We start from the raw sequence: 24,402 nt of genomic DNA, 5'->3' as shown, positions 1-24,402 counted from the left end.
GTGGTACTCCCTTTCGATGCGCGTTTAGGTCAAGCAGGCTCAGAAACGGTGTGGGCCTCCCGCGCAGGGCGACCCACGGTGGGCTGGGCACTTGCGACCAAATAGTCGATTCGCAGACACGGGCGTCCGGGCGAACACTCTTTTATTCACTTTCAGTGGAGCTGAGTGTTCTGCAGGAGGGAGTTGACGTTGTTGCGAATCAGATGCGATGGATGTTGGCGTTTTGCTGTCAGTGCGTCTTGAACGAAACGCTTGTCTTGCGCAAAACCTCAGCGGCAGTGCGCGGCGTCATGCCAATCATGCGGCGCATCATGCGAGCCAGATGCGCCTGGTCGGAGAAACCGCCGTCGGCCGCGGCGTCCGACAACGTCGAACCCCCGGCCAGGGATTTGGAGGCGCGCTCCAATTTGTTCCAGATGATCCACTGAGAGAGGGAAACACCCATCTGGTGGGTGGCGACGCAGCGCAAGCGCGGGCTGGACAACCCCACCGCTTGGGCTGCGCGACTGACGCAACCAGGGCCGTCGCGGTCAAGGCGCAAAATATTCAGCGCTTTGTAGAGCCTGTGGTCGATCGGCGGGGTAATTGCCAGCAGCCGCGAGAGGGCGTCGACAAAGTGCGACAGGGACGTGCTACGGCGAAAACACTCCAGCAGTTCGTCACTGGCCAGGGCGATGCCATCGTCTTGCAGCAACGCATTGAGCGCACGGCCCAACGCCGTGTCCGGGCTGACATACAAAAATGCCACCGGATGACTTTCGGCCACGGCACGGTGTTCGACGTTGGGACCGATGATCACGCCTGCCGCACGGATCACCTTTCCCGGCAGCTCCAGGGTGGCGGGTTGGCCTACGCCGATGCACAGTTGGATGGCGACATGGGAGTGAGCAGTGTTTTGATCCGCACGGCCAATGTAGCCGGCCCATGAGTCGCCAAAGGTAACGCTGCCATCCCACATTTGAAGTCTTCCTTGACGTGTTGGGTGATTGTTCGACGCGTGCAGGGTAGGCCTGGGCGGGTTTGGATTCAAGCGTGGGGCGGGTCGGACGCAAGACAGTCGTCACTCAGAATACGGTTGTGGGCCTCGTCTGCTTTTTTTGACTTTAGTTATCCGACTTAATAGGCGCTGATGCTAATTCTATAATTTTGGGCGCTAACTGGCGCAGAAGGGGATAAGTACAGGTTATGTTGGATTTAAGCTTCAGCAATCCGAGTGAAATCGTCAAGCGCCTCTAGAGCGCTTGGTGCTGGACATGAACACAACTTCAGGATGACGCCGAACCTGTGGCGAGGGAGCTTGCTCCCGCGACGGCCTGACAGCCGACGCCTACCTACCTGACACCCTAACGATCCCACTGTGCGGGCTTGCCCGCGAAGGCGACCTGGCAGTCAACACAGTTGGATTGTGTACATATCCATTGCTGCGGTAACGGCTACTTAGGGTTCCGCCCAACGGCGGGTCACTTTGGAAAAGAGCCGGAATGCCGGCCCAGCCCAAAGTAACCAAAGGGCTCTTGCCCCACCACTCGGCACCTCGCTTAGGCTCGGTGTGCCCGTAATCCGCCAGTGATTTGGGGGGCCGCCGCCACGCGCCATCCATGGCGCGGGGCGGCTAAACCGGCATCCCTGCCGGTTTACCCCCCAAATCCCTGTCGAATTCCGGCCAGCGTGGTTTAACGGGGCGCCTGAGATCAAGATCAAGAGCGGCTCGCTTCGCATCGTGGTTACCGTTGGGTGTGGTCACTCATGGCAGGGAATTTATCGCCTTTATGACCGCATCGGCGATGGTCTTTGTAATAAGCCGACGCTGACGGTGATCAATCTTTGGGCTCAGCCATGTGGGCAGGCTGTTCAGCACGGGCAGAATCGCCGTGAGCGCGCCCTCGCGCAACGGCCCGCCGGGCTGATGGCCCAGTTGGCCGACCACTTTCATGAGTTCCGACTCGTAGGCTAGCCTCAATCGCTCAACGCTCGCCTGCATCGGCGCGCCCAGGCAAGTGGCGTCCATGACCGCCAACTTGAAGTGCCCGGTCATCTGTTCATGCAATTGAAGGTGGCCTTCAATCAGCTTTGCCAGGCGTTGCGCGGGCGTCAATCTACGGGTGTTGATCCGGTCGACGTGCGACAACAGCGCCTGATACAGCTCTGTCAGCCACTCAAACAGCATGGCTTCCTTGCTCTCTACATGGTGATAAATCGCGCCCGGGCTGATGCCGACATGCGCCGCCAATTCGCGCATGCTGACCTGGCTGAAGCTACGCTCCTTGAACAGCTCCAGGGCTCTGCGCTGGAACTCCGAGCGGCTGAGCGCGGGAGCCGTCCTCATGTGTCGAGTGCCTGCTGCTTGGCAATTTCCTGGTTGCGCAGGATGAACCGCTGCAATTTGCCACTGGGGGTCTTGGGCAGTTGCTCAACGAACTCGATTTCCCGTGGGTACGCATGTGCGGCCAGGCGCTGTCGGACATGCAAGCGCAAGACTTCCGCCAACTCGACACTGGGCAGGTACTCGCGGTTGAGCACGACAAACGCTTTGATCAGCTCGGTACGTTGCGGGTCGGGCTTGCCGATCACCGCGGTTTCGACCACTGCCGGGTGTTCGATAAGCGCGCTCTCTACATCGAAAGGCCCCACGCGGTAGCCGGACGTGGTGATCACATCGTCGTTACGGCCGACAAAGCTGATACTGCCGTCCTCATTGAGCTCCACGATATCGCCGCTCAAGTAGTAACGGCCCACAAACGCCTTGGTGGGCATGTGAAGGTAGCCATTGAACCAGCACAGGGGCGAGCGCTCGCGATCCACCGCGAGGACGCCCGGTTGGCCTGTCGGCAACTCCCGCTGCGCATCGTCCAGCACGACAATCCGGTACCCCGGCACCGCATAACCGGCAGAACCCTCACGGACCCGATGGCGTAACCCATGGTGATTGCACAGCACCATGCCGATTTCGGTTTGGCCGTAATGGTCGTGAATGACCACGCCGAGCTGTTCGGCGAACCAACGGATGACTTGCGGGTTGAGCGGTTCGCCGGCGCTGCTGACGATACGCAGTTGGCCACGCACGGCGTCGGCGAACTCGGCCCCGGCATCAATCAGCAGGCGAAAGGCCGTCGGTGAGCCGGCCAGGTTGCTGATCCCGTACTTGGCGATAATCCGGCTGGTGCTTTGTACGGTGAAAGGGCCGTCATGGAACAACGTGGCGCGGCCGCAGGCCAGTGGCCCGGTCACGGCGTAATACAAGCCATAGGCCCAGCCGGGGTCGGCGAGGTTCCAGAAACGGTCGTCTTCGCGCAGGTCGATTGAATCGCGCATATAACTTTTGAAGGCCAGGATGGCGCTCAAAGGCACCTCCAGCGCCTTGGCCGGCCCGGTGGTGCCCGAGGTGCACATCAGCAGGAACGGCGCACGGGCGTCCAGCAGCTCAGGTGTGCAGTCGGGTTGCTGATGCTCCAGCACCTCCCAAAACGCGTAGTCGCTGGGGCGCTGTGGGGTGGCGTCGGTCACGATGACGCGGGGGCAGTCGAGGAGCTCGTCCAGCTTGGGACGGTTGTGGGCGTCGGTCACGATCCAGCGCGCGTTGGAACAGTCCAGTCGCTGTTCAATGGCCTTGGGGCCGAACGCGGTAAAGAGCGGTTGGTAGACCGCCCCGATGCGCCAGGTTCCCAGGAGGGCAATCACCAATTCAACCGTGCGTGGCATCAGGCCGGCAACCCGATCCCCCGGCTGCACGCCATGGGCGCGCAGGAAGTTGCCGAAGCGCGCCGCGTGCGCCTGCAGTTCGCTGAAGGTGTACTGCGTGGCGCGGCCATCGCGCGTTTCGCAATACAACGCCACGGCATTGCCCTGGGCGTGCCGGTCGCAGCATTCAATGCAAGCATTCAAGGCGCCGAGTTCGCCGTGCAAGTCCTGGGCAGCCAGGTGTAGATAATCGAAGGATGAGACTGCTGAGTCGTAATCGCGCATAACGTACCTGATTATTATTGTTGGAATTTGTGCTGTGCCCACGCAGGTTGCGCGGGCGCTTGGATGTTGCTAGTGGTCCATCATTTGGGCCGCTTGCTGGGTCGCGTGGCTGGTCCGCGTGGCCAGCTTGCGCACTTCGTCGGCGACCACCGCAAACCCGCGACCGGCTTCGCCAGCTCGCGCCGCTTCGATGGCGGCATTCAATGCCAACAGGTTGGTCTGGCTGGCAATGCCCTGAATGGTGGCGACAATCTGCGTCAGCTTGGTGAGGGTTTCCTGCATCACCTGGTGTTGTTGCGCCTGCGCCTCGCGCATCGCACTTTCTTCATGGTGGGCATGGATATCGGTGATGGCACCCACCACCCGTTGCGGCGCGCCGTCCGGTGCGCGGCGGGTTTGCCCACGGCCGCGAAACCAGCGGTAAGTGCCATTGGTGTGTTTGAGTCGATACTCCACATCGAACGGAGTTTTGCCGCTGCGGTCGTCCACATGGGCGACGAACGCGCCGATGGCCCGTGCGCTATCCTCGGGATGCAAGCGCGAGGTCCAGCTTTCCAGGGTGTTGGGGAACTCCTCCACCGTGTTGCACCCCAGCAGCCGACGCATCTGCGAAGACCACCAAATGGTGTTGTTCGGGTTCGCTGGGTCACCGGCCACCACCTCGATATCCCAGAGCCCGTCGTGCAGCATTTCTCGAGAAATATCGAAACGTGTGGCCGCCAGTTCGAGCGCCTCGTGGTGCAGGTACTGTTCATGAATGTCACGCACGGTTCCCCCCATGGCAAGCGCTGTGCCCTGCGCATCGCGTCGGGCGGCCCCGTTGATCCGGCACCAGCGATAGTCATTGCCGAATGCCGACTTCATCCGCACGTCGAGCGCAAAGGCTGTACGCCCGCTGCGATCGGCAAGGTGCCGGGCGAGCGCCGCCCGATGCGCGGGCTGGTCATCCGGGTGCAGTTGTTCGCTCCAGCCGCCAAGCTGGTCAATCGCCTGGGCCAGGTTCGACGCAGACCCCGTCCACGTCATCGCAGCACCCGGTGCGGGGGCGGCGGCGCCATCCAGTTCCAGCTCCCAGAACCGTTCACCTGCACCCTGTGTGATCAGCGCCCAGCGCGCCTCCCACTGCAGCACCAGCTGGTCACGGCGGGCCAGGCGCTCTTCCAGTTGGCGGGTGTTCAGCGTCTGTGCGCGGGCCTGCTCCTTGAGGGTTCGCCGTTCTTGCAGCAGTTGCTCGGCGCTTGCCAGGATGCGGCGCAACAACGGGTGGCTTGACGACAGCGGTATACCTGGCTGGTCAGGCTGCTCCAGTCGGTCGGCGAGCGGCGCCAATACGCGGCGGGTGGTTCGGCTGAAAAAGAGCATGGGGCACCTCTACCTCGGTCAAGTGGGGTCAGCCTGCAAGGACGGCGTCTGCGCCGATAAGGCCAGGGAATCAAAGGTTGTCGCCCCCGGCAGGGCCTGCCAGGCCGAGGGGCCGGCGGCGATTTCCTGAGTACTCAGCAGGCAATTGTCGAGTGCGCGCTGCAGCGCTTGGGTGTCCAGGCCCTGGCCGATGAAGACCAGCTCCTGCCGGCAATCGCCGACAATGCTGTCCCACTTGGCCATGATGCTCTGCAACCGATATTCATCCTGTGGCCATTGCGACTGCTCGATGAAGTTCCACCAGTGCCCGACGTAGTCCCACTGGAACTGCCTGCCGCTTTGCACCAGCAGGCCGGTTTCCAAGTGCCTGCTGGCGAGCCAGAAGTAGCCTTTGCTGCGCAACAGGCGCCCGTTGTGCCAGGGCTGCTGGAGAAAATCGAGTAATCGCTGTGGGTGAAACGGGGCACGCTCGCGGTACACCCAGGAGGTCACGCCATAGGTGTCCGATTCAGAGGCCGGCGCGTCGTCGGCCTGCATTTTTTTCATCCAGCCGGGCGAGGCCGCAAGGCTAGGCAAATCAAACAGGTGAGTACCGAGGATGGCGGATAACTCCACGTTACCCTGAGCCATCGGGATGATCCGCGCGCTTGGGTTAAGGCCGGCGAGGATCGCGTGCACGGCCTGGTAGCCGGGCTCGTCGATCAGGTCCAGTTTGTTGACGAGAATGACGTTGGCGTATTCCACTTGCTCGATCAGCAGGTCGGTCAGATGGCGCGTGGGGGCGTCCTCGCGGGCCACCATGCCCGGCGATTCGAGCAATGCTTCAAAGCGACTGCCATCGACCACCGTCACCAAGGTGTCGAGCCGCGCCAGTTCGCTGAGGCTGAAGCCCTGCGCGTCAAGGAAGGCGAACGTCTCGGCTACCGGCATCGGCTCGGAGATCCCCGTGGACTCGATCAGCAAGTAGTCGAAACGTTGCTGGCGCGCCAGGGCGCTGATCTGCTCGAGCAAATCGGCGCGCAGCGTGCAGCAGATGCAGCCATTGCTCATCTCGATCAACTCATCGCGACCCCGGTGCAGCGCCACGTCGCGCTGCACCTGCTCGGCATCGATGTTGACCTCGCTCATATCATTGACGATGACCGCTACGCGCAGGCCGTCGCGATTGCGCAGGATATGGTTGAGCAGGGTGGTTTTGCCGGCGCCGAGGAAGCCGGAAAGCACCGTCACCGGCAGTCGGCCTGTCAGGGCGCCGCCCATCATGCGTTCACCGTGCTATCGGCGTGGTCCAGGTAGCTTTCGAACAGGTCGACCACCACGAACCCCTCATCTGCTGCGTCGCCCCAGAGCTCTTTCACGCGAAACTCGACGTGGTAGGTCGGCTGATGCGCCGCGCTCAGATCACCGTGGCCGATCGCGTCGGGGAAGGGCCACTTTTGCGTGGTGCGGTGCACAACCACGCCTTCTTTGCCGCGCACATAGGCCGGCATGCGGGTATGCCCGGCCACATACTCGTCTCGCACCACCACCCGGTCGCCCACCTCAAAGGGCGCGCGGCCGGTGATTGCTTGGCGCCCACTGGCATGCGCGGGGTTCGCCAGCTTGAAGTGCGAGCCCAGGGCCTGATCGAGTTCCGCCTGGGTGATTACACCGGTTTCGACCAGCAGGGTGGCGGTCGCGATGACATAGCGTTCGTAGTATTGGGTGCCGACATGTTGGCGCACATCCAGGCGCTCCACGGCATGGCGCACTTCGTCCACGCTGAACTTTTTCAAGTGATCGGCGCCGACAAACATCAGGCTGTAGGCCAGGTGCTCCCAGTCCTGCTTGAACACGGGTTGGTAGCTCAGGCTGTTGATGGTGTGAGGGACTTTGCCAAAGCCTTGAAACCCACCGAGATCGTGAAAGCCATCCATTGTGAATACCTCTGAAAAATGCAAAAAACAAAGGGCACCGGTTACGCCACGTAAGGCAGGGCCACGCCGATAAGCACATCCTTGGTGATCAGTTTTCGCAGCGCCTCTTCATCCATGGCTTCGCTGCCCTTGGGCCGTACAGGCAGCACCAGATAGCGGGTTTCGGCGCTGGTGTCCCAGACCTTGACGATGACGTCGGCCGGCAGCTCGGTGCCCAGCTCCCGCAGCACGGTGCGCCCTTCGCGCACCAGTCGGGCGCGGAACTCGAAGCCCTTGTACCACTCCGGCGGCAAGCCGAGGACAGGCCAGTTGGTGCAGGAGCACAGGCTGCACACAATCACGTTTTTCACGCTGGGCGTGTCTGGCAGCGCAACAATGTATTCACCCTGCGGGCCGGTATAGCCAAATTGGGCGCACGCCGCGGTGCCGTCTTTGAGCAGCAGTTCGCGAAACTGCGGGTCTACCCAGGCCTTGGCCACCACCCGAGCTCCGTTCTCCGGGCTCCATTGGTGCGCCATCAGCTGTGTCATGTGTTCGATGTAACCGTCGGGGATCAGATCCTTCTGCTTGAGCACCTGCAGTAGCGCTTGCGCGCGTTCGCCCGGTGTTGATGTGGTTGCTTGATGTGCGCTCATAAGTTGACTCCTCATCGTTGAGCTTCTGGGCAGCGCCTGGCGGCTTGTTCTTTTTGCGCTGCGCGGGATTACCGGCTAACAGTTTTTCCAATCAACCGACGCCTCGAACGCTGCGGCGGCCTGGTAAATCGTGCCTTCGGCGTAGTGCTTGCCAACCAGCATCAGCCCGACAGGTAGACCGTCTACCAGGCCGCAGGGAATCGACATGGCCGGATGGCCGGTGATGTCCTGGGCGGAGGCATTGCCGATCATTTCCAGCGCACGGGCGACGTACTCGGTAACCGAGCAACCCGGCTGCGGGTGGGGCTGGGCGATGATCGGCACGGTGGGCATCACCAGCAGGTCATAGCGCGCCAACGCGGTGTCATACCCGGCGCGCGCCACGCGCCTGAGGTTTTGTGCCTTGGCGTAGAAACGCCCGTTGTAGCGCTCCAGGCCGTATTGCCCGACGAACATGCACAGCTTGAGAGAGGCGGATAGCTCATTGGCTTGAGCGCGCCATCCGGCTTGCTGGTCCAGCAAGCCGAGGTCATACAGCCCTTGCCAGTTAAAGCCGGCCCCATTGCCGTGCATCATCTGCATCATCAAGCCTTCGCAGCCGATGGGGTGCCACAGCGAACCGGCAATGCTGTGCTCAGGCACCGACACCTCCTCGACCTGCGCGCCCAGCCGCGCAAACGCTGCAATGGCCTGGCGTACGCACGAGGCCACACGCGGGTCCTGGTTGGCCAATTCAAAACCTTCGCGCAGGATGCCGATCCTCAGCCCGCTGACACCGCGCTCCAGGTAATCACTGTAAGCGTCGACCTGCGGCGCGGCTTGTCGCGGATCAAGCCCATCGGCGCCGGCCATCACCTCCAGCATCAAGGCGTTGTCGCGTACGTTTGCGGTAATGGGGCCGGCGTGATCGATAGTCGCCTCGATGGCCATGATGCCGGTGTAGGGCACCAGCCCGTGGGTCGGCTTCATGCCGTAAGTGCCGCAGAAGGCGGAAGGGATGCGGATTGAGCCGCCCTGGTCACCGCCGACGGCCAGGTCGACCTCGCCGGCAGCGACCAGCGCTGCGCTGCCGGAAGACGAACCACCCGAGGCAAACCCTTGGCGATAGGGGTTGTGCACCGGTGCAGGATCGGAGGTGTGGCTGCCGCCGGACAGGCAGTAGTGTTCGCACGTTGCCTTGCCGAGAATGGTGGCGCCGGCATCCAGCAAGCGCGTGACAACCGTGGCGTCGAAAGCGGGGACGAAGCCTTCAAGCGGCTTGGCACCATTCATCATGGGCACGCCAGCCAGCGAAATATTGTCCTTGAGGGCGACCGTTTTACCCGCCAGCTTGCCTTCGCGCGCACCGTTGACTTCGGTGCGGAAGTACCAGGCGTTGAGCGGGTTGTGTGCGGCTGAGGGGCGGTAGCCTGAGCTGCGTTCATAACGCACCGGGGGGATGAAGTCCGGCAGCTCGTCAACCAGGTCATAGGCATCGAAGCTTGCCTGCATAAGCGCCAGGTATTCATCGGCTTGCTGCGCATCGAGCTGCATGTGCAGGCTGCTCGAAATAGCCAATAGCTGTTCAAGGGTGGGGCGAGCGATTGCCATGGTTGGCTGTCCTTATCGTAAATGGCCGAAGAGCACTGCATGCTCACTATCAGCGGGCCTGGGGCTCAAGATAGTCCGCGCATCCAGCCGGTGGCTTGGTTGAGAAAGACATCGACTTGGCTGAGCCGGACACCCTGGCGCCAGGGGCGCGCGTTCGCAGTGTCTGGCGTTAAAAAATGTGCGCGTAACGCAGGTTCATGCGGAAGTCTTCGCGGGTGCCGTTGTCCACCGAGAGGTCTTTGCCCAATTGCAGTTGCACCTGGTCGGTGGGGGTGACGAATTTGGTGGCGGTAAGGCGCACGTTGGTGGTGCCCAACTCGTTGTCCTGATTGACATGCTCGATGTTTGTCTCGCCTCCCCAGGTACGCCCAAAGCCGATACCAAAGGTGGTGGTGGCGTCCGGCATGTAACGCCCCATGATCTGCGCTGCGTAGGACACGTCCTGCTTCAGGCGGTCGGCATTGGCACCGTAATCGGTGTTGTCGCCATACCAGGTCGCGCCGCCGACCAGGTCCATCGCCCATTTCTCTGTGAAGTGCTTGACGTAGGCACTCTGCAGTTCGAATTTCCAGCGATTCTCCCCGAGGTTGAGCGCATCGTTCTTGTCATACGTGCCCGAAGGCACATACACATAGGGGGCGATACTGAGGGTGTCGCGGGCTTCGTTGAACCGCCATTTCACCGGCGCGGTGAGGATCAAGTCGCCTACGCCGCGAGTACTGCCCAGTGCCGAGGCGTCACCTGCGCCGGAGACGTGCCCGAAAGGCAAAAGAAATTGCGGGTCGATGGTGACCGTGTCGCTGAGTGCATACACATGGAGCAGACGCAGGATGCCCACGTCGGAGGTCACCCTGAAGTCAGAGCTGGCCTTGTGGCCGTTGGCGTAAGCCGAGTCCGTAGTGGCGTGCTGGTAATAAATCGCCCCGATAGTGGCACCGACCGGATATTGCTCGTAGTCGCCAGGCGCGACTTCACCCGCGTTCGCGTGGAGGGCGGGCAACAGGGTGGAGAGGGTCAGCAGGCGGATCTTATTCATCGTTTATTCCTCGCACAGGGGACCGGGCCACCCGTGAAGAGTGGCAAGGCGGTAGAAGCTGGGGGTTAAACGCCGAGGGCGCTCAGGCTGTGGGCGGCAGGGCGTCGCGCAACATGCCGGTTTGCGCGTGACAGTTGATGTACTCGAAGACCTGGCTCTTGGCGTCGGACACGGACACCTCGTGGTACAGCCTCAACTTCTTCAAGCCCGCGGCCACGCGAAAGAACGTCACGAAAATACGCAGGTGGGTCGGGTGGGATTCGGCCCAGCGTTCGAGTTTCTCCACTGAGCGCCAGTGACCGATGTTGTAGCTCAGGTCGAGCACGTTGCCGTCCAGGTCGATATTGCGCACGAACCTGTTGCTGTAGCAGCCCAACGGTTGGCCGTTGTCCCGCAGGAAATCCATGCCGTCCTGCAACGTCGGTAAAATTTCGTCGAGGTAGAGCGAGCGTTCCTCTGCCTCGGCATCCGCCCAGTCCTGGCCTGAACGAATCAGTGTGAGGTTGTCATGCCCCAGCACCACCACGCGTCCGCCCTTGGCCGGGTCGCCCGCAACCACTTGCAGCTCGCTCGTGGGCTTCATCCAGTCGGTCTGGGAGATGGGGAAACGGTCGCGCATCGAGCCCCAGTAGCCGTGTTCTTCGATCTCGCCACTGGTGGCATCCATGACTGCGCCAACACCCGGCAGGTTCTCCTGGAAGGCGTACAGCGTCTCGAACTGCTCGGCGCGCGGCGCGGTGATTTCGCGGAAGTAACCCAGGCCTTCACCCAGACGATCCGGCGAACTCCACCAGTCATTTACCTGAGGTGAACGCAACCAGCGGCAATGGGCGGCAGGGTCTTTCCAGTATCCCACCACAATCAGATTATCAAAGCCGCTGCTGTCGGTGTGCTGGGTCAAATCGTAGTTCTGCGGGCCGTCGGCCTGGCTGAAACTGCCGACGATGTGACGCATCGCCTGCAATGCAGCCTCGCGCTGGGCATCGCCTTGATACTGCACGCCCAGATAAGCCATCACCACTTGTTGCAGTTGCTCGTCAGCGCGCGCCACCCACATCGGGAACGGCGGTTGATACTCCTCGGGCACGCGGCGGGACAGGGTGCGTGGGCATTTGAGATGTGTGTCGATTGCAGATTCCATCTTGAGCTCCTCGTTATTTTGGTTCAGGCCTACGGGTGGGCGTCAGCGCGTCGGCGGCAGGGGGCGCTTGGCGGCCTGCCGTCGGTGCAGCAGCTGCATGGTTCCCCATTCAATCAACCAATAAGCCGACTCCTCAGGTGCGAGATCGCGCCGTTGCAGAAGCCAGGAGCAGTCAGCCAATCGGGGTGAAGAGTGTCGATGCATGGCGTACCTCATCAGCGGGGTATGAGCTGCTGTGAGGTGGAAATTAGGCCGGCAGAGGAGGACGCGCTTTGTTCGGTGAGACAACCGCTTGGTTGGCAAAGACAGGCCGGCTACGGAGGTTTACCTGTGGTCTGCGTTGGTGCACATGGGCTGATGATGTGATGTGCTGTGCCCTTAAACGGGCCACGACTGCAGTGCGACGCGGGCCAACTGTGGGAGCTGGCTTGCCTGCGATGACGCCCTGCCAGCCGACACTCATCTACCTGACACCCCGCGGTCAAACTTGTGGGAGCGGGCTTGCTCGCGAAGGCGGCCTGGCGGTCAACACAGTTGGATTGTGTGCATATCCATTGCTGCGGTAACGGCCGCTTAGGGTTCCGCCTGACGGCGGGTCACTTTGGAAAAGAGCCCCCTGCCGGTTTACCCCCCAAATCCCTGTCGAATTCCGGCCAGCGTGGTTTGACGGGGCGCCTAAGATCAAAAGCAGATCAAGAGCAAGAGCGGCTCGCTTCGCATCGTGGTTACCGTTGGCTGCAACCTAAGCCGGCCTGCCATTGCGTTTGGCGTGTTAATTGCTTTGATCGCTGACAATTGGCCGCACGTTACAACTTCTCGCGCGCCTATTGCATCGTTGTCGAGGTCAGCGTCATGAACCCGAACACTCAGTATTCGACCCTTGCCGTCCCTGCAACACGTCGGTTTGATTATTGGAAAGAAGTGGTCTGCCGCCATTGCCTGGCGGCCGATAGCAAACCCTTGTCCCAGAGCCGCTTTGATGGCTCGCTCACCCTTAATACAGTCGGTGCGCTGGACATCTGTACGCTGTCGTCACCGTTGCATTACTGGGAGCGTTCCGAGCAGCACCTGCGCAGCGGCCCGGCTGAAGATTTATGGTTGGGTTTCGCTCGAAAGGGCCATGGGCAAATCGAACAAGGCTCAAGAAAAGCCAACCTGGCAACGGGCAATTTGTTTCTTTATGACGCAACACAGGCGTTTCGCTTCAGCCTGGGTGGTACCGAAAACCACTTGATCCGTATTCCAAGAGCGTTGCTCACCGAGCGCCTGCCGCGTATTGCCGAGTACACCGCGATGGTCCTCGACGACCGGCGCCCAGGTGTAGTGCCCTTGCGCGAAATGCTGCACCAGGCCGCGAGCACGCCCGCGTCGCTGCAGGATGAGCGCATCTCCAATCGTTACTCAAGTGCTGTGCTTGATCTGCTGGTGATCAGCCTGGAACTCCAGGACCTGAAAGCCAGCCATCAGGAAATGGACCTCTACGGCCGCATCATGCAGTACATCCAACGCCACCTGACCGAGCCGGATCTGTCGATCGAAGCCATCGCCAAAGCCCACAATGTATCCACCCGCACCGTTACACGGGCCTTCGCCCGCTACCAGAAAACCCCCGTTGCAGAGATCTGGAAAGAGCGCCTGAATGCCAGCCGAGAAGCGATCGAGCGTGGCCAGGTGCGCAGTGTGTCCGAAGCGGCGCTGGACTTTGGGTTCTCTGACTTCTCGCATTTCAGCCATGCGTTTCGTAAGGCGTTTGGGGTGGCACCGAATACGCTTTTGCGCCGGGATTGAGCTTGGCGGGGTATTAAATCGTTGAGAGAAGGGGCGCTTTTGTCGGGTAGCGAGCCTCTGAAAAGCCAGGAATGATCAGCTTTCCCAGCTACGCCTAGAGACTATCGGATCCCCAAAAAACATTTTGACTGGGCTCTAGGACGATGCTTTTAGGTCGATAAAACTTTTGTTTGCCCCCAATTTTGCCCCCATTCGTACCGAGTGAACGGGTGATCGCGAATGGCAATCTCCGACGGACTTCGCTATTCCTGGCCAGTTAGGTCGTTGGGCCAGGTTGCTGATCAACCGTTAGGTAAGTGCAACTGCACTTCCATGGCATCATGAAGGAGTCTGACGACCTCGATCACGTCGTCGTTTGTCACACGATAGAACACGATATGGCGTGGGCTTTTGACTGTTCCATGGGGTTGTTTGGTCTGCTGGCGTGAATAGATGAGGTGATAGCTGCGAAGGCCCGGTGCAAGTTCATCGCGGTCGTGGCTGCCAATGCGATAAGGCGTGTCGGCAAGCGCTTGCAGCGCCGCGAGGATCAGCGCCTGGTAGCGCTGGCGTGCTTGATCGCCGAACTGCGTCTGGGAGAGCCTAAGGATGTCGACAATGTCGGCACGAGCCGGGTTGGAGATCCTATACTGCGGCCTGCTCAGTGTTTCTCTCTCGCAGGGAGGGTTGCCTCCAGGCTCAAGCTCTCGAGGTAGTGCTCCAGATCACCCTCGTTCACCTGAGTAAAGCGCCCGTGCTCAAGATCCATGATGCCGATCGAGGTCGCCTGACGCAGTGCCTCAATTTTGGCGGTGTCTTCGGCGACGCGCTGCTCCAATAAACGTAAACCTTCTCGCATCACTTCGCTGGCATTCTGATAACGGCCGGACTGTACCAAGTCATGGATAACCTGTTCCTGGTGAGGGGTGAGTACAACGTTTCGCGTCGCCATAACTAGCTCCAGTTCTATGCAAAACAAGTACTTTTGATGTTGGCATATTATGCCAATTTCGCTCAGGAGAATAGCTTGGGGCCGACATCCGGCGATCAGGTGACGGCTGACTCGGCGCCAATCAGCAAGGTTCAAAGTCATCTTCCCATAATGAAAGCAACCGGCAGATTGATTTGAAGATTGATATGCCTGACTGTGCGTGGGAGGAGGCGCGCGATGTGTGCTTCTCGATCCGCCCTGAAATCGATCGGCATGTTCGATGCCCATCAATATTTGCGTTTAGAGGCATCAAGAGAGGTTCCAATGCCCTACGAGTTAGAAAATCGCCTAGTGATCGGCGTCGCTTCCAGCGCTGTGTTTGATTTGCTGGCATCGGACGCAGTGTTTCAGCGTCAGGGGGAGGAGGAATACCGCAAGTTTCAGCAAAAAAATCTTCACGTCCCGCTTCCTAAGGGGATAGCGTTCCCCTTCATCAAGCGCTTACTGTCAGTGAATGACCTTAGCGTCGATCCTACGGATCCGCTCGTCGAGGTAATACTTCTTTCGCGTAATGATCCCGACACTGGCCTGCGCGTACTGAAGACTATCGAGCACTACGGGCTTGGGATGACAAGGGCGATTTTCATGCAGGGAAAATCTCCTTATGAATACATACCAGCACTGAATATCGCTTTATTTTTGTCGGGTGACAAAAAAGACGTGGAAGCAGCTATCAGGGCCGGGTACCCGGCTGGCCAGGTTCTCGATTCAAAATTTGAAGACGACGAGACTGATAAAACCCTACGCATCGCATTCGACTTTGACGGCGTGCTTGCCGGCGATGAGTCCGAAACAATCATGCAGGCCTCTGGATTGTCTGAGTTCCATGCGCACGAAGTGAAAAACGTCATGCAGCCCCATAACCCTGGGCCGCTGAAGGAATTCATGGTGCGGATATCCAAAATCCAGTCGGTCGAGGAGAAGCACAAAAAGCTCAATCCTGAATACGAAAACCGCATACGCGTCTCGATCGTTACAGCCCGCAATGCTCCGTCTCATGAGCGTGCGATGAATACACTCAAGAGTTGGGGGGTCATGGCCAATGACGCATTCTTCCTAGGCGGCATCGAGAAAGGAAAAATTTTAGGTGTATTGAAACCACACATCTTTTTCGATGACCAATCAGGGCACCTTAAATCGACTAGCGCAGTTGCTCCATCCGTGCACATTCCTTTCGGCATCACCAACCATGTCGCTACTGTGGATGCGCTAGAGCCTGAAGCGGATCAGGTGCAGCAGGTGGTTTAACACGGTGGCTTGAGCGTAGGTCGGCAATTTTCAATTTCCGCGCTCCAATGACCCTGTGTATGGGATGACTGAAGTTCCTGTCCTATTCCTCGCCACTACGATCGTCGAGTTTCGGATGCGCAACGAGGCGACCGTTGCCAGCCAATCTGAGGTAGTGCAATGGTTGCGGGATGGTTTGGTAACCAGTGACCTAGATGACTCCATCGAGAGCCTTGCGGGCCGCGCGATAGGCAGTCTGTGTGGGCAGAAGCTCATGGTGAAGATTGAGGCCGGAAGTACCGGCTTACCGACTCTCAATAGTCTCGTAAAGGCTGGGGGCATCCTTTTCAAACCATCCAAAGCATGCCCTCAGATATGCCACCAATGTAGCAATCGTCTGGAAATGAATGGGCCTTCATGACCTATGAAAAGCCAGAAATGATCAGCCAAACAGCCTGCCCGACGAAACCTAAAGACTCTCAGGATCCCCAAAAAACATCTGAATCCGCGACCTCAACCACCGCTCCCCCGGATCATTATCCTGCGACCCCCGCCACGCCATATGCAGCTCAAACGAGCGCACCGGCAACGGTGGGTCTTCGGCACGCAACCCACCCGCCGAGGTCAGCGCTTCCGCCGCGTAATCCGGCACCGTTGCCAGAATGTCCGTACCCGCCAGCAATGTACCCAGGCCGTTGAACTGCGGCACCGCGAGTACAACGTGGCGCTTGCGGCCGAGTTTTTCCAGCTCTTCATCGATAAACCCGCTCAAGTCCCCGGCAAAAGACACAAGCGCATGGGGCCGTGAGCAGAAGTCGTCCAGGCTCAGCGAGCCCGGTACGCTGTCGGCGCGCAGCAGTTTGGGCAGGCTGCGGCGCAGTACCTTGCGTTTGGCGTTGGCGGGCAGGTCGGCGGTGTAGCTGACGCCGATGGAGATTTCGCCGGAGGCGAGCAGGTTGGGCATCAGGATGTAGTTGACGCGGCGTACCACCAGCACGATGCCGGGGGCTTCGGAGCGCAGGCGTTTGAGCAGTTGCGGGAGCAGGGCGAATTCCACGTCGTCGGACAGGCCAATGCGAAACACTGCGGTGCTGGTGGCCGGGTCGAATTCGGCGGCGCGGCTGACGGCGGTGGAGATCGAGTCCAGGGCCGGGGAGAGCAGGGCGAAGATTTCCACGGCGCGGGCCGAGGGTTCCATGCTGCGCCCGGTGCGCACGAACAGGGGGTCATCGAACAATCCGCGCAGGCGTGACAGTGCCGCGCTGATGGCCGGCTGGCCGAGGAACAATTTCTCGGCGGCGCGGGTCACACTGCGCTCATGCATCAAGGTTTCGAATACGATCAAGAGGTTAAGGTCGACACGACGCAGGTCGTTACGGTTCATCTTGTGTCCTGGAAGAGTCAGCAAACTTGATGTGAGCGGTCACGTAGCAACCCCTGAGGTTCGATTCAGAAGGATGACCGGCATGAATCTTACGGGGAAAGGCTGGTACTCTGCACCGGCTAATTGATTTTTCCTACGATAGTTGAGGGGTGTTCCTCCTTCGCGGAATCAATGACAGGCATGTCGACTATTAATGGTGACCGGTGGTCTTACCCCCAAAGCCCAGATAAAGTTCATGGCATTAGAGGTTACTTTGACGAGGTTTGCGATGTCCCGCACGATCCGTTTTCACAAGTTTGGTCCGGCCGAGGTGCTCAAATGCGAAGAGCATGCAGCTGCGCAGCCCGCACCGGGCGAAGTGCAGGTGCGTGTCGACGCGATCGGTATCAGCTGGTACGACATTCTGTGGCGCCAGAACCTGGCGTCTTCCCATGCACGCCTGCCTTCTGGCCTGGGCCATGAAATGGCCGGTGTCGTAGTTGCCCTCGGCGACGGCGTGGATGACTTGGCAGTGGGCGATAAGGTGGCCAGTTTTCCGGCCGAGAGCCCCAATGATTACCCGGTGTATGGCGAGCAGATCGTCTTGCCCCGTTCGGCCCTGACCCGCTACCCGGATGTCTTGAGCCCGATTGAAGCCAGCGTGCATTACACGCCGCTGCTGATTGCGTACTTTGCCTACATGGACCTGGCGCGGGTCAAACCCGGCCAGTTTGCCCTGGTGACCGACGCCAGCCACTGTGCCGGCCCTTCGTTTGTGCAGCTGGGCAAGGCCCTGGGTGTGCGGGTGATTGCCGCCACCAAAGACAGTGCTGAACGCGAATACCTGCTGTCTCTCGGGGCGGAAAAAGTCATCGTGACCGAAGAACAAGACCTGCTGATGCAGATCAACAAGTTCACCGACAACCGTGGCGTCGACGTGGTGTTCGATGGCCTGGGTGGCCCGCAGATGTCGCTGCTCGGTGACGTCCTGGCGCCGCGTGGCAGCCTGGTGCTGTATGGCCTGCAAGGTGGCAATCAGACGCCATTCCCGGCCTGTGCGGCGTTCCAGAAGAACATCCAGTTCTTTGTGCACTGTATCGGCAACTTCACCGGCAAGCCGGAGCTGGGCATTATCCAGGACCAGGTGGCGTTGCAGCGTGCGTTGCGCGATATCAACCAGCTGACGGCCGACCGGGTGCTTGTCCCACTGAAAACCACGGTATTTCCGTTCAGTCAGTTCGTCGAAGCGCACCGATACATGGATGAATGCCCGTGCCGCGAACGGGTGGCGTTGCAGGTTGAAGCTGTTTGAGCTGTAGGAGTATTCGCAAATGAATACTCCGGCGCCTGAGCTGATGAGGCAAATGCGCCATTTGACAGGGCTTAACCCGCACCGGGGTTGAGCCGCCGCAGGGGCGTTCTACCCCGCAAACAATACCGTTATTGCCGTGCGCCGCCCTGAAATCCAGTGCGGCGCTCTTGTGTGGGCGTCATTTAAGTTGGGCTGGCAGGTCATCTGAGCTGCTTTTTGACGCCGTTCTGTATCTGTTAATCATTATTTGAGTGCCGATAATTGAGTCTTCATTGTCATCTCAAGGATTGAGCCATGATTGATTACACGGCAGTTGCGTCACGCACCTTCAGCACTAACGAGGCTCGGATTGTTTCTCCCGCAAAGTGCAAAACGAATACCCTGTTGCCTTGCGCGCAGCGAAGGTGCGCAGGTGATTAATATTCGTCGGACGCTTCTCTAATTTCTTAGTTAAAACAGTGTAGGACGTTGTCGGAATATTCCTAAGGCTAACAGCTATTTCGCTGGAGCCCGCGCAGGCGCTGGATTCTCCGGCGGGGCGGCCATGGGCGCCCTCAATGCTCTCACCTGCGCTTTTGTTGCAAGGTGCTAATGTTGACTCAAACTTGTGCTGCGCAATGGAAGACAAGCCTACAGATGTAATAGGTCGAGCAACGCTGTTTGGTAGTTGCTTGAAACTGATATTTCAACTCAGGTAGTAGAACGATGAGCACTATTCATGAACAAGCCATGAGCTATGTTTACCAGCAAGTTCTGCAACGTTTAATCGGGCACTTTACGCGCGCCGAACGAACGTCACTTCAATTGCTCGTTCAGCGAATCGTGGTGGCCGCAGGCGGCATGGAACAAGTGGGCAATTACAAAGTACTGATCGCCCATGGTGGCGGCGAAGTGAGCAGCTACACCCTCGCGCTGCTGCGTGCGGCGCAACTGACCATTGCTGGCCGCTCGCCCAAGACGTTTCAGATACGGGTGGCAACATTGCGGCATGCCGGTATGACTCAGGCAACGCTCGACTCCTTGAATCAAGGCTACGCAGCGCTGTTCTTCCATGACGACCCGCGGGTAGAGCTGTTGATGGTGGAAAACCATGAGGTGCTGCCGTTCAACCATCAGCGCCCGGCGTCCAGTGCCGCTCGGGAAATCAGCCAGCGTAACAAGCTGATGATCGGGCACCTGACGTCCGGGGATATCCGCGCCGCCCTGTGCGACGACACGCTCCTGGCCCTAGGCGATTTCTATCAGCGGGTCGCTACCTGGAACGGCGGCGTGCATGCCCTGGTCAGCGGTGATTCAGCACGCAAGCAAAGCCAATACATCGCGTGGCTGAAAAAAAGCGCGCTGGCGACCGGCCTTGCCTTTGCGCCCGCTAAGCCCTCGTCGCTCAATGCATGGTTTGCACGCATGGAGGAGTGGAGTGTGGGTTGCTATCGCGATCTCTATGGCGAGCACTATGCGGGCAACGAAAGTCCGGGCCGGGGCGGGCATCGTCATTTGGCCTATATCGGCATCGCCGACTTGCTCAAAGACACCGACGTCGGGCATGCGCCACTGCTCACCGGGTTTCTCGCCCACAAGCGGGACCCGTTTGAGTTCCATTTCAGCCATCCTGTCTATCCCAACCCATTGCTCATGGCGCATTTGCACGGCATGCAGGCCCAGTGCCTGCGTGAGCTTTCCTACGAACATGGCGTCGCGGGGTTTGTTCGACGTGCGGCAGACTTCCTGCATCGCAGGCACGTGCCGGTCGCGCTGATCAAAGAAGCGTCCGGGCGGGAAGGGCAGTTGCTGTCCACCGCCTACATCCAGGAGTTCTCGGGTCTGGACGACAGCCAATTGACCTGCCTGTTATTTGCACCCTTTGTTCAGCATGGCGAGCGATTGGAGAGTTTCTTGCGTCAATGCCATCCCGGCATGCTGGTGGCGCTCCCCGAACTCCACAAGGCACTACAGGGCAAACCCGCAGCGGACATCCTGCATCAGTGGCTGGTGGATACCAGTGGGTTGCCGCTGCCGCTGTTGCAGCACCTGTACCGTAAGCGCCCGCTGTTGGAAGGACGCGGCACGCGGGCGCGCAAACGAGCTTTCGCACGGCCCGAGGCGCGCGTCGCCCAAGTGTCGGGGCGTTAGCAACGTGTGTCCGCCAATCAACGCCGGTGAGCAACGATGAACCTTCGGGGGGAGCGGCAAGTAGACTTTGCCTATCAGGCGGTGTACCGCTACATGATCAACCTGATCAACGAAGTCAGCCGGGAAACGCCGGTGAAACTGCCGTCGTTGCGGCAGTTATCGACGCGTATGAATGTGTCGATATCGACGATTCAGTACGCCTATTCGTTGCTGGAAAAGGAAGGTCGAGTGTACTCGGTGGCCAAATCCGGCTACTTCGCCTGGCCCGTGGCTGCAAATGCGCCCCTTATGGCCGGTACTGATCTGCTTGAGCGTTTGTACACGGCTGCACGGCGCCCGGCGATGGTGGTACTCAGTGGTGATGAACCGGCGCTGTTGGGATCGCTCGATGGCGCGTTGCTGGCGCTGGAGCGCCAACTGGTACGCCGGTATCCCCATCACCTGCAACCGTCGCAACCCTGCGGTGTGTGGGAGTTGCGTGCGGCCTTGGCCGCCCGCTATACCTCGTCGCCCACCCGTTGCTGGCAAGCGGACGAGGTGTATGTGGGGGCCGACCTTCAAGGCGTACTGGGCATCCTCATTGATGCCCTGGGCCTCAAAGGCACCGTGGTGGTGGTTGAATCGCCCTGCGATTACCTGGTGTTGCGCCTGCTACAGGCCGCTGGCGTGCGGGTTATTGAATGGCCCTGGCGTGCCGACGGCCGTCCGGACCTGGCCACATTGGAGCACTTGCTGCGCCATGAGCCGGTGCACCTTGTGCTGCTCTCATCCGTGGTCAGCATGCCCTCGGGCAACACCATGACCGAACCCGAGCGGCTGCACGTAGCGCGACTGCTCGACCAGCACGGCTGCTGGTTGCTGGAGAACGATACCTTCGGTGACCTGAGCTTCGCGCCGCCCGGGCCGGCCTTGCGCAGCCTGGTCAACCCAGAGCGGCTGATCGTGTTTTCTTCGTTCGAAAAGGTGTTGGGCCCGGAAGCCCCCTTTGGTTACCTGCTGGCGCGGCAGATGAGCAGTGAATTGCAGCGCCAATTCTTGCTGCGTTCATTTCGACTGTCCGCTATCCGACAACGCGCCATCGCCCGGCTTTATGAGAGTGGGCGGTTTGACCTGCACCTGCAAACGCTGCGTCAGCGCCTTCACGAGCAGGCCCATGCCATGAGTCACCGCTTGGATGTGCGTCTGCAAGGGCGTGTGCATTACCGCATGCCCGTGGCCGGGGCGAGTTTCTGGTTGCAGTCGACGGCGCCGGTGGACATGCGCCTGGTGTTTCAGCGCATGCTCGCCCAGCAGGTGGTGATTGCCCCGGGCGAGCTGTTCAGCCTCAGTGGCTTGCACCACCAGCATATGCGCTTGAGCCATACCTTCAGTGGCCATCCCAACCTGGACATCGCCCTGGATACGCTGGCGCAGTCACTACGGCAGGCGCAGACTGGGTAGGAGCGAACTTGCTCGCGAAAAACGTCAACGATAACGCGCGCTGCCTGAATAAACGCGGCGCCGGTGAGTTTTTCGCGAGCAAGCTCGCTCCTACAACTATCCAATGTGGGATATAGGTATCTACACAACTTTGTGGGCTGTAGCAGCAAACGGTAACCACGATGCGAAGCGAGTCGCTCTTGATCTGCTTGTGATCTTAGGCGCACCGTTAAACCACGCTGGCCGGAATTCGACAGGGATTTGGGGGGTAAACCGGCAGGGATGCCGGTTTAGCCGCCCCGCGCCATGGATGGCGCGTGGCGGCGGCCCCCCAAATCACTGGCGGATTACGGGCACACCGAGCCTAAGCGAGGTGCCGAGTGGTGGGGCAAGAGCGTTTTGCTTACTTTTGCGCTGTTCAAAAGTGAGCCGCCGTCAGGGCGGAACCCTAAGTGGCCGTTACCGCAGCAATGGATATATACACGGTCCAACTGTGTTGACGGTCAGGCCGCCTTCGCAGGCAAGCCAGCTCCCACATTTAGATCTCGGCGCGTCAGTTAGATCAGCGCCGTCTGCAGGGCCGTCACGGGAGCAAGCTCCCTCGCCACAGGTCCGGCGTCGATACTTATGCCGCGATAGAGGCCTGACAGCCGATCGCGCTGTCAGGCCGAGTGCATATCCTCACCTCAATTATCCGAAATTTCTCTTCAGGCTGTCGGATCGATACCGTCGCGCAGTAGTCCAAGTCCCAGTAAACTGTCATTTTTTCCGAATCCTTCTTTTCGAGGTTTATGCATGACTATCAGTCCTTTTGCGGGCAAACCGGCGCCAGCCCAGTTGCTGGTGGATATCCCGCGACTGGTCACGGCCTACTACACCGGCCAGCCTGATGCAGCGATCTCCACTCAGCGCGTGGCTTTTGGTACCTCCGGGCACCGTGGCAGTTCGTTCGAACTGAGTTTCAACGAGTGGCATGTGCTGGCTATCAGCCAGGCCATCTGCCTATACCGCGAAGCGCAGGGCATTACTGGCCCATTGTTTGTCGGCCTGGATACCCATGCATTGTCGACGCCAGCCGGTGCCAGTGCGTTGGAAGTCCTGGCGGCCAACGGCGTGCACGTGATGCTGGCCGAGGGCGACGAGTACACGCCGACACCGGCGATTTCCCACGCCATCATCTGCTACAACCGTGGCCGTACCAGCGGCCTGGCGGACGGCATTGTGATTACACCGTCCCACAACCCGCCGCAAAGTGGCGGCTACAAGTACAACCCGCCTAACGGTGGCCCGGCCGACACCCACGTCACCAAGTGGATCGAAGCCAAGGCTAACGAACTGCTCACCAACAAGTTGGCCGGGGTCAAGCGCATCACTCACGCCCAGGCGCTCAAGGCAGACACCACCCATCGCCATGACTACCTCAACAGCTATGTGGCCGACCTGATCAATGTGATCGACATGGACGCGATCCGCAGCGCTGACCTGCGCTTGGGCGTGGATCCATTGGGCGGAGCAGGGGTGCGCTACTGGTCGGCGATTGCCGAGCATTACCGCTTGAACCTCGACGTGGTGAATACCGAGGTCGACGCAACCTTCCGCTTCATGAGCGTCGACTGGGATGGCCAGATTCGCATGGACCCTTCCTCCAGCTACGCCATGCAAAGCCTGATCGGGCTCAAGGAACGCTTCGACGTTGCCTTTGCCTGTGACCCGGACCACGACCGCCACGGCATCGTCACGCCTTCCGGTGGTTTGCTGGCGCCCAACAACTACCTGGCGGTGTCCATCGACTACCTGTTCCAGAACCGCCCGGACTGGCGTGCCGACGCGGCCGTGGGCAAGACCGTGGTCAGCAGCGGCCTGATCGACCGCGTCGCGGCGCGCATCGGTCGTCGCCTGTACGAAGTGCCGGTGGGCTTCAAGTGGTTTGCCGATGGCTTGTTCGAAGGTTCGTTGGGGTTTGGCGGCGAAGAAAGCGCCGGCGCCTCGTTCCTGCGCAAAGACGGCAGCGTGTGGAGCACCGACAAGGACGGCCTGATCCCGGCCTTGCTGGCCGCGGAAATGACCTCGCGCAAAGGCCAGGACCCGAGCCAGATCTACCGTGGCTTGACCGATGCCCTGGGTGAGCCGTTCGCCATTCGCGTGGATGCCAAGGCCACTCCAGCGCAAAAAGCCCTGCTGGGTAAACTGTCACCGGAGCAGGTCACGTCCACGCAATTGGCTGGGGAGAGCATCCAGCAGATCCTCAGCCATGCGCCGGGCAACAACCAGGCGATTGGCGGTTTGAAAGTCATGACCGAAAACGGCTGGTTTGCCGCACGGCCTTCGGGCACTGAGGACATCTATAAGATCTACGCCGAGAGCTTCATTGGCGAAGAACACCTCAAGCAACTGGTGGAAGAAGCGCAGGTGTTGGTAGACGGCGCAATCAGCCAATAACTGACACTGTATGTAGGAGCGAGCTTGCTCGCGAAAAACGTCAACGATAACGCGTGCTTCCTGAGTGAACGCGGTGCCGGTGAGTTCTTCGCGAGCAAGCTCGCTCCTACA

The 24,402-nt window shown here is 60.0% G+C and carries 18 protein-coding genes and 2 pseudogenes; 6 read left to right on the top strand and 14 right to left on the bottom strand.

Annotated elements, in window-relative coordinates; all coding sequences use genetic code 11:
* Positions 1-229: 229 nt before the first annotated feature.
* The 11 genes and pseudogenes from PSH76_RS13965 to PSH76_RS13920 all read right to left on the bottom strand — a co-directional run bounded on the left by PSH76_RS13965 (position 230) and on the right by PSH76_RS13920 (position 11,643).
* Entirely contained in the window at positions 230-958 is a 729-nt protein-coding gene (locus PSH76_RS13965) for an AraC family transcriptional regulator (RefSeq protein WP_305494324.1), read from the bottom strand.
* A 786-nt stretch (positions 959-1,744) separates the two neighbouring features.
* Positions 1,745-2,326: a TetR/AcrR family transcriptional regulator gene (locus tag PSH76_RS13960; protein WP_032891985.1), complete on the bottom strand. Its 582-nt coding sequence runs from the start codon at positions 2,324-2,326 to the stop codon at positions 1,745-1,747.
* Positions 2,323-3,963 carry an AMP-binding protein gene (locus PSH76_RS13955; protein ID WP_305494323.1) on the bottom strand — a complete coding sequence of 547 codons (1,641 nt, stop codon included), beginning with the start codon at positions 3,961-3,963 and terminating at the stop codon, positions 2,323-2,325. Before PSH76_RS13955 ends, PSH76_RS13960 begins: the two co-directional genes overlap by 4 nt.
* 93 nt (positions 3,964-4,056) lie before the next feature.
* A pseudogene (locus PSH76_RS30755) lies at positions 4,057-4,248 on the bottom strand (methyl-accepting chemotaxis protein); the annotation flags it as partial.
* A 126-nt stretch (positions 4,249-4,374) separates the two neighbouring features.
* Positions 4,375-4,989, bottom strand: a pseudogene (locus PSH76_RS30750) (PAS domain-containing protein); the annotation flags it as partial.
* 354 nt (positions 4,990-5,343) lie between these two features.
* On the bottom strand, positions 5,344-6,588 hold the full coding sequence (locus PSH76_RS13945) for a GTP-binding protein (RefSeq protein ID WP_305494321.1): 1,245 nt from the start codon (positions 6,586-6,588) through the stop codon (positions 5,344-5,346).
* On the bottom strand, positions 6,585-7,241 hold the full coding sequence (gene nthB, locus PSH76_RS13940; RefSeq protein ID WP_305494320.1) for a nitrile hydratase subunit beta: 657 nt from the start codon (positions 7,239-7,241) through the stop codon (positions 6,585-6,587). Before nthB ends, PSH76_RS13945 begins: the two co-directional genes overlap by 4 nt.
* Positions 7,242-7,282: 41 nt before the next feature.
* Positions 7,283-7,876, bottom strand: a complete 594-nt coding sequence (nthA, locus tag PSH76_RS13935; RefSeq protein ID WP_138763031.1) for a nitrile hydratase subunit alpha — start codon at positions 7,874-7,876, stop codon at positions 7,283-7,285.
* A 75-nt stretch (positions 7,877-7,951) separates the two neighbouring features.
* Positions 7,952-9,466 carry an amidase gene (locus PSH76_RS13930; protein WP_305494319.1) on the bottom strand — a complete coding sequence of 505 codons (1,515 nt, stop codon included), beginning with the start codon at positions 9,464-9,466 and terminating at the stop codon, positions 7,952-7,954.
* Positions 9,467-9,635: 169 nt separating this feature from the next.
* The gene (locus PSH76_RS13925; protein ID WP_032891978.1) at positions 9,636-10,502 is read right to left on the bottom strand and encodes a transporter; all 867 of its coding nucleotides are present in this window, start codon (positions 10,500-10,502) and stop codon (positions 9,636-9,638) included.
* Between the two features lie 82 nt (positions 10,503-10,584).
* Entirely contained in the window at positions 10,585-11,643 is a 1,059-nt protein-coding gene (locus tag PSH76_RS13920) for a phenylacetaldoxime dehydratase family protein (protein ID WP_032891977.1), read from the bottom strand.
* 852 nt (positions 11,644-12,495) lie between these two features.
* On the opposite strand from PSH76_RS13920, the gene PSH76_RS13915 reads away from it, so the two are divergent.
* Positions 12,496-13,431 (top strand): helix-turn-helix domain-containing protein, encoded by a 936-nt coding sequence (locus tag PSH76_RS13915; protein ID WP_032897442.1) that lies wholly within the window; start codon positions 12,496-12,498, stop codon positions 13,429-13,431.
* Between the two features lie 281 nt (positions 13,432-13,712).
* On the opposite strand, the gene PSH76_RS13910 is transcribed toward PSH76_RS13915, so the two are convergent.
* Together PSH76_RS13910 and PSH76_RS13905 are read right to left on the bottom strand one after the other, a co-directional pair.
* A complete protein-coding gene (locus tag PSH76_RS13910; RefSeq protein ID WP_305494464.1) occupies positions 13,713-14,075 on the bottom strand; it encodes a type II toxin-antitoxin system RelE/ParE family toxin in 363 nt (120 codons plus the stop codon).
* On the bottom strand, positions 14,072-14,362 hold the full coding sequence (locus tag PSH76_RS13905; protein WP_032891975.1) for a type II toxin-antitoxin system ParD family antitoxin: 291 nt from the start codon (positions 14,360-14,362) through the stop codon (positions 14,072-14,074). Before PSH76_RS13905 ends, PSH76_RS13910 begins: the two co-directional genes overlap by 4 nt.
* 303 nt (positions 14,363-14,665) lie before the next feature.
* Between PSH76_RS13905 and PSH76_RS13900 the strand changes: the two genes are divergently transcribed.
* Complete coding sequence (locus PSH76_RS13900) at positions 14,666-15,649, top strand: 5'-nucleotidase (RefSeq protein ID WP_305494463.1); 984 nt, start codon at positions 14,666-14,668, stop codon at positions 15,647-15,649.
* Between the two features lie 448 nt (positions 15,650-16,097).
* Here the strand turns inward: PSH76_RS13900 and PSH76_RS13895 are convergent, their stop codons facing one another.
* Entirely contained in the window at positions 16,098-17,012 is a 915-nt protein-coding gene (locus PSH76_RS13895) for a LysR family transcriptional regulator (protein ID WP_305494318.1), read from the bottom strand.
* Between the two features lie 268 nt (positions 17,013-17,280).
* Here PSH76_RS13895 and PSH76_RS13890 point away from each other — a divergent pair, with 268 nt between their 5' ends.
* The 4 genes from PSH76_RS13890 (at position 17,281) to pgm (ending at position 24,291) form a co-directional block, all read left to right on the top strand.
* Positions 17,281-18,303, top strand: a complete 1,023-nt coding sequence (locus tag PSH76_RS13890; protein ID WP_032891964.1) for a zinc-dependent alcohol dehydrogenase family protein — start codon at positions 17,281-17,283, stop codon at positions 18,301-18,303.
* Between the two features lie 705 nt (positions 18,304-19,008).
* Positions 19,009-20,433, top strand: coding sequence for a hypothetical protein (locus PSH76_RS13885; RefSeq protein ID WP_305494317.1), 1,425 nt, complete (start codon positions 19,009-19,011; stop codon positions 20,431-20,433).
* A gap of 36 nt (positions 20,434-20,469) precedes the next feature.
* Positions 20,470-21,873 carry a PLP-dependent aminotransferase family protein gene (locus PSH76_RS13880; protein WP_305494316.1) on the top strand — a complete coding sequence of 468 codons (1,404 nt, stop codon included), beginning with the start codon at positions 20,470-20,472 and terminating at the stop codon, positions 21,871-21,873.
* Between the two features lie 774 nt (positions 21,874-22,647).
* Positions 22,648-24,291: a phosphoglucomutase (alpha-D-glucose-1,6-bisphosphate-dependent) gene (pgm, locus tag PSH76_RS13875; RefSeq protein WP_305494315.1), complete on the top strand. Its 1,644-nt coding sequence runs from the start codon at positions 22,648-22,650 to the stop codon at positions 24,289-24,291.
* Positions 24,292-24,402 lie beyond the last annotated feature (111 nt).

Source organism: Pseudomonas sp. FP215, assembly GCF_030687795.1.
In the GTDB taxonomy this organism is placed as follows: Bacteria; Pseudomonadota; Gammaproteobacteria; order Pseudomonadales; family Pseudomonadaceae; genus Aquipseudomonas; species Aquipseudomonas salmasensis.
The sequence above is the reverse complement of the archived record's forward strand: the minus strand, read 5'-3'. Positions and strand labels throughout refer to the sequence as shown.

What these genes read in the sequence shown, in the direction of transcription:
- PSH76_RS13945 (WP_305494321.1), bottom strand. Translation starts at nt 6,588, where the DNA reads ATGATGGGCGGCGCCCTGACAGGCCGACTGCCGGTGACGGTGCTTTCC.
- nthB (WP_305494320.1), bottom strand. Translation starts at nt 7,241, where the DNA reads ATGGATGGCTTTCACGATCTCGGTGGGTTTCAAGGCTTTGGCAAAGTC.
- PSH76_RS13885 (WP_305494317.1), top strand. Translation starts at nt 19,009, where the DNA reads ATGAGCACTATTCATGAACAAGCCATGAGCTATGTTTACCAGCAAGTT.
- nthA (WP_138763031.1), bottom strand. Translation starts at nt 7,876, where the DNA reads ATGAGCGCACATCAAGCAACCACATCAACACCGGGCGAACGCGCGCAA.
- PSH76_RS13895 (WP_305494318.1), bottom strand. Translation starts at nt 17,012, where the DNA reads ATGAACCGTAACGACCTGCGTCGTGTCGACCTTAACCTCTTGATCGTA.
- PSH76_RS13960 (WP_032891985.1), bottom strand. Translation starts at nt 2,326, where the DNA reads ATGAGGACGGCTCCCGCGCTCAGCCGCTCGGAGTTCCAGCGCAGAGCC.
- pgm (WP_305494315.1), top strand. Translation starts at nt 22,648, where the DNA reads ATGACTATCAGTCCTTTTGCGGGCAAACCGGCGCCAGCCCAGTTGCTG.
- PSH76_RS13930 (WP_305494319.1), bottom strand. Translation starts at nt 9,466, where the DNA reads ATGGCAATCGCTCGCCCCACCCTTGAACAGCTATTGGCTATTTCGAGC.
- PSH76_RS13900 (WP_305494463.1), top strand. Translation starts at nt 14,666, where the DNA reads ATGCCCTACGAGTTAGAAAATCGCCTAGTGATCGGCGTCGCTTCCAGC.
- PSH76_RS13905 (WP_032891975.1), bottom strand. Translation starts at nt 14,362, where the DNA reads ATGGCGACGCGAAACGTTGTACTCACCCCTCACCAGGAACAGGTTATC.
- PSH76_RS13880 (WP_305494316.1), top strand. Translation starts at nt 20,470, where the DNA reads ATGAACCTTCGGGGGGAGCGGCAAGTAGACTTTGCCTATCAGGCGGTG.
- PSH76_RS13955 (WP_305494323.1), bottom strand. Translation starts at nt 3,963, where the DNA reads ATGCGCGATTACGACTCAGCAGTCTCATCCTTCGATTATCTACACCTG.
- PSH76_RS13925 (WP_032891978.1), bottom strand. Translation starts at nt 10,502, where the DNA reads ATGAATAAGATCCGCCTGCTGACCCTCTCCACCCTGTTGCCCGCCCTC.
- PSH76_RS13890 (WP_032891964.1), top strand. Translation starts at nt 17,281, where the DNA reads ATGTCCCGCACGATCCGTTTTCACAAGTTTGGTCCGGCCGAGGTGCTC.
- PSH76_RS13915 (WP_032897442.1), top strand. Translation starts at nt 12,496, where the DNA reads ATGAACCCGAACACTCAGTATTCGACCCTTGCCGTCCCTGCAACACGT.
- PSH76_RS13920 (WP_032891977.1), bottom strand. Translation starts at nt 11,643, where the DNA reads ATGGAATCTGCAATCGACACACATCTCAAATGCCCACGCACCCTGTCC.
- PSH76_RS13965 (WP_305494324.1), bottom strand. Translation starts at nt 958, where the DNA reads ATGTGGGATGGCAGCGTTACCTTTGGCGACTCATGGGCCGGCTACATT.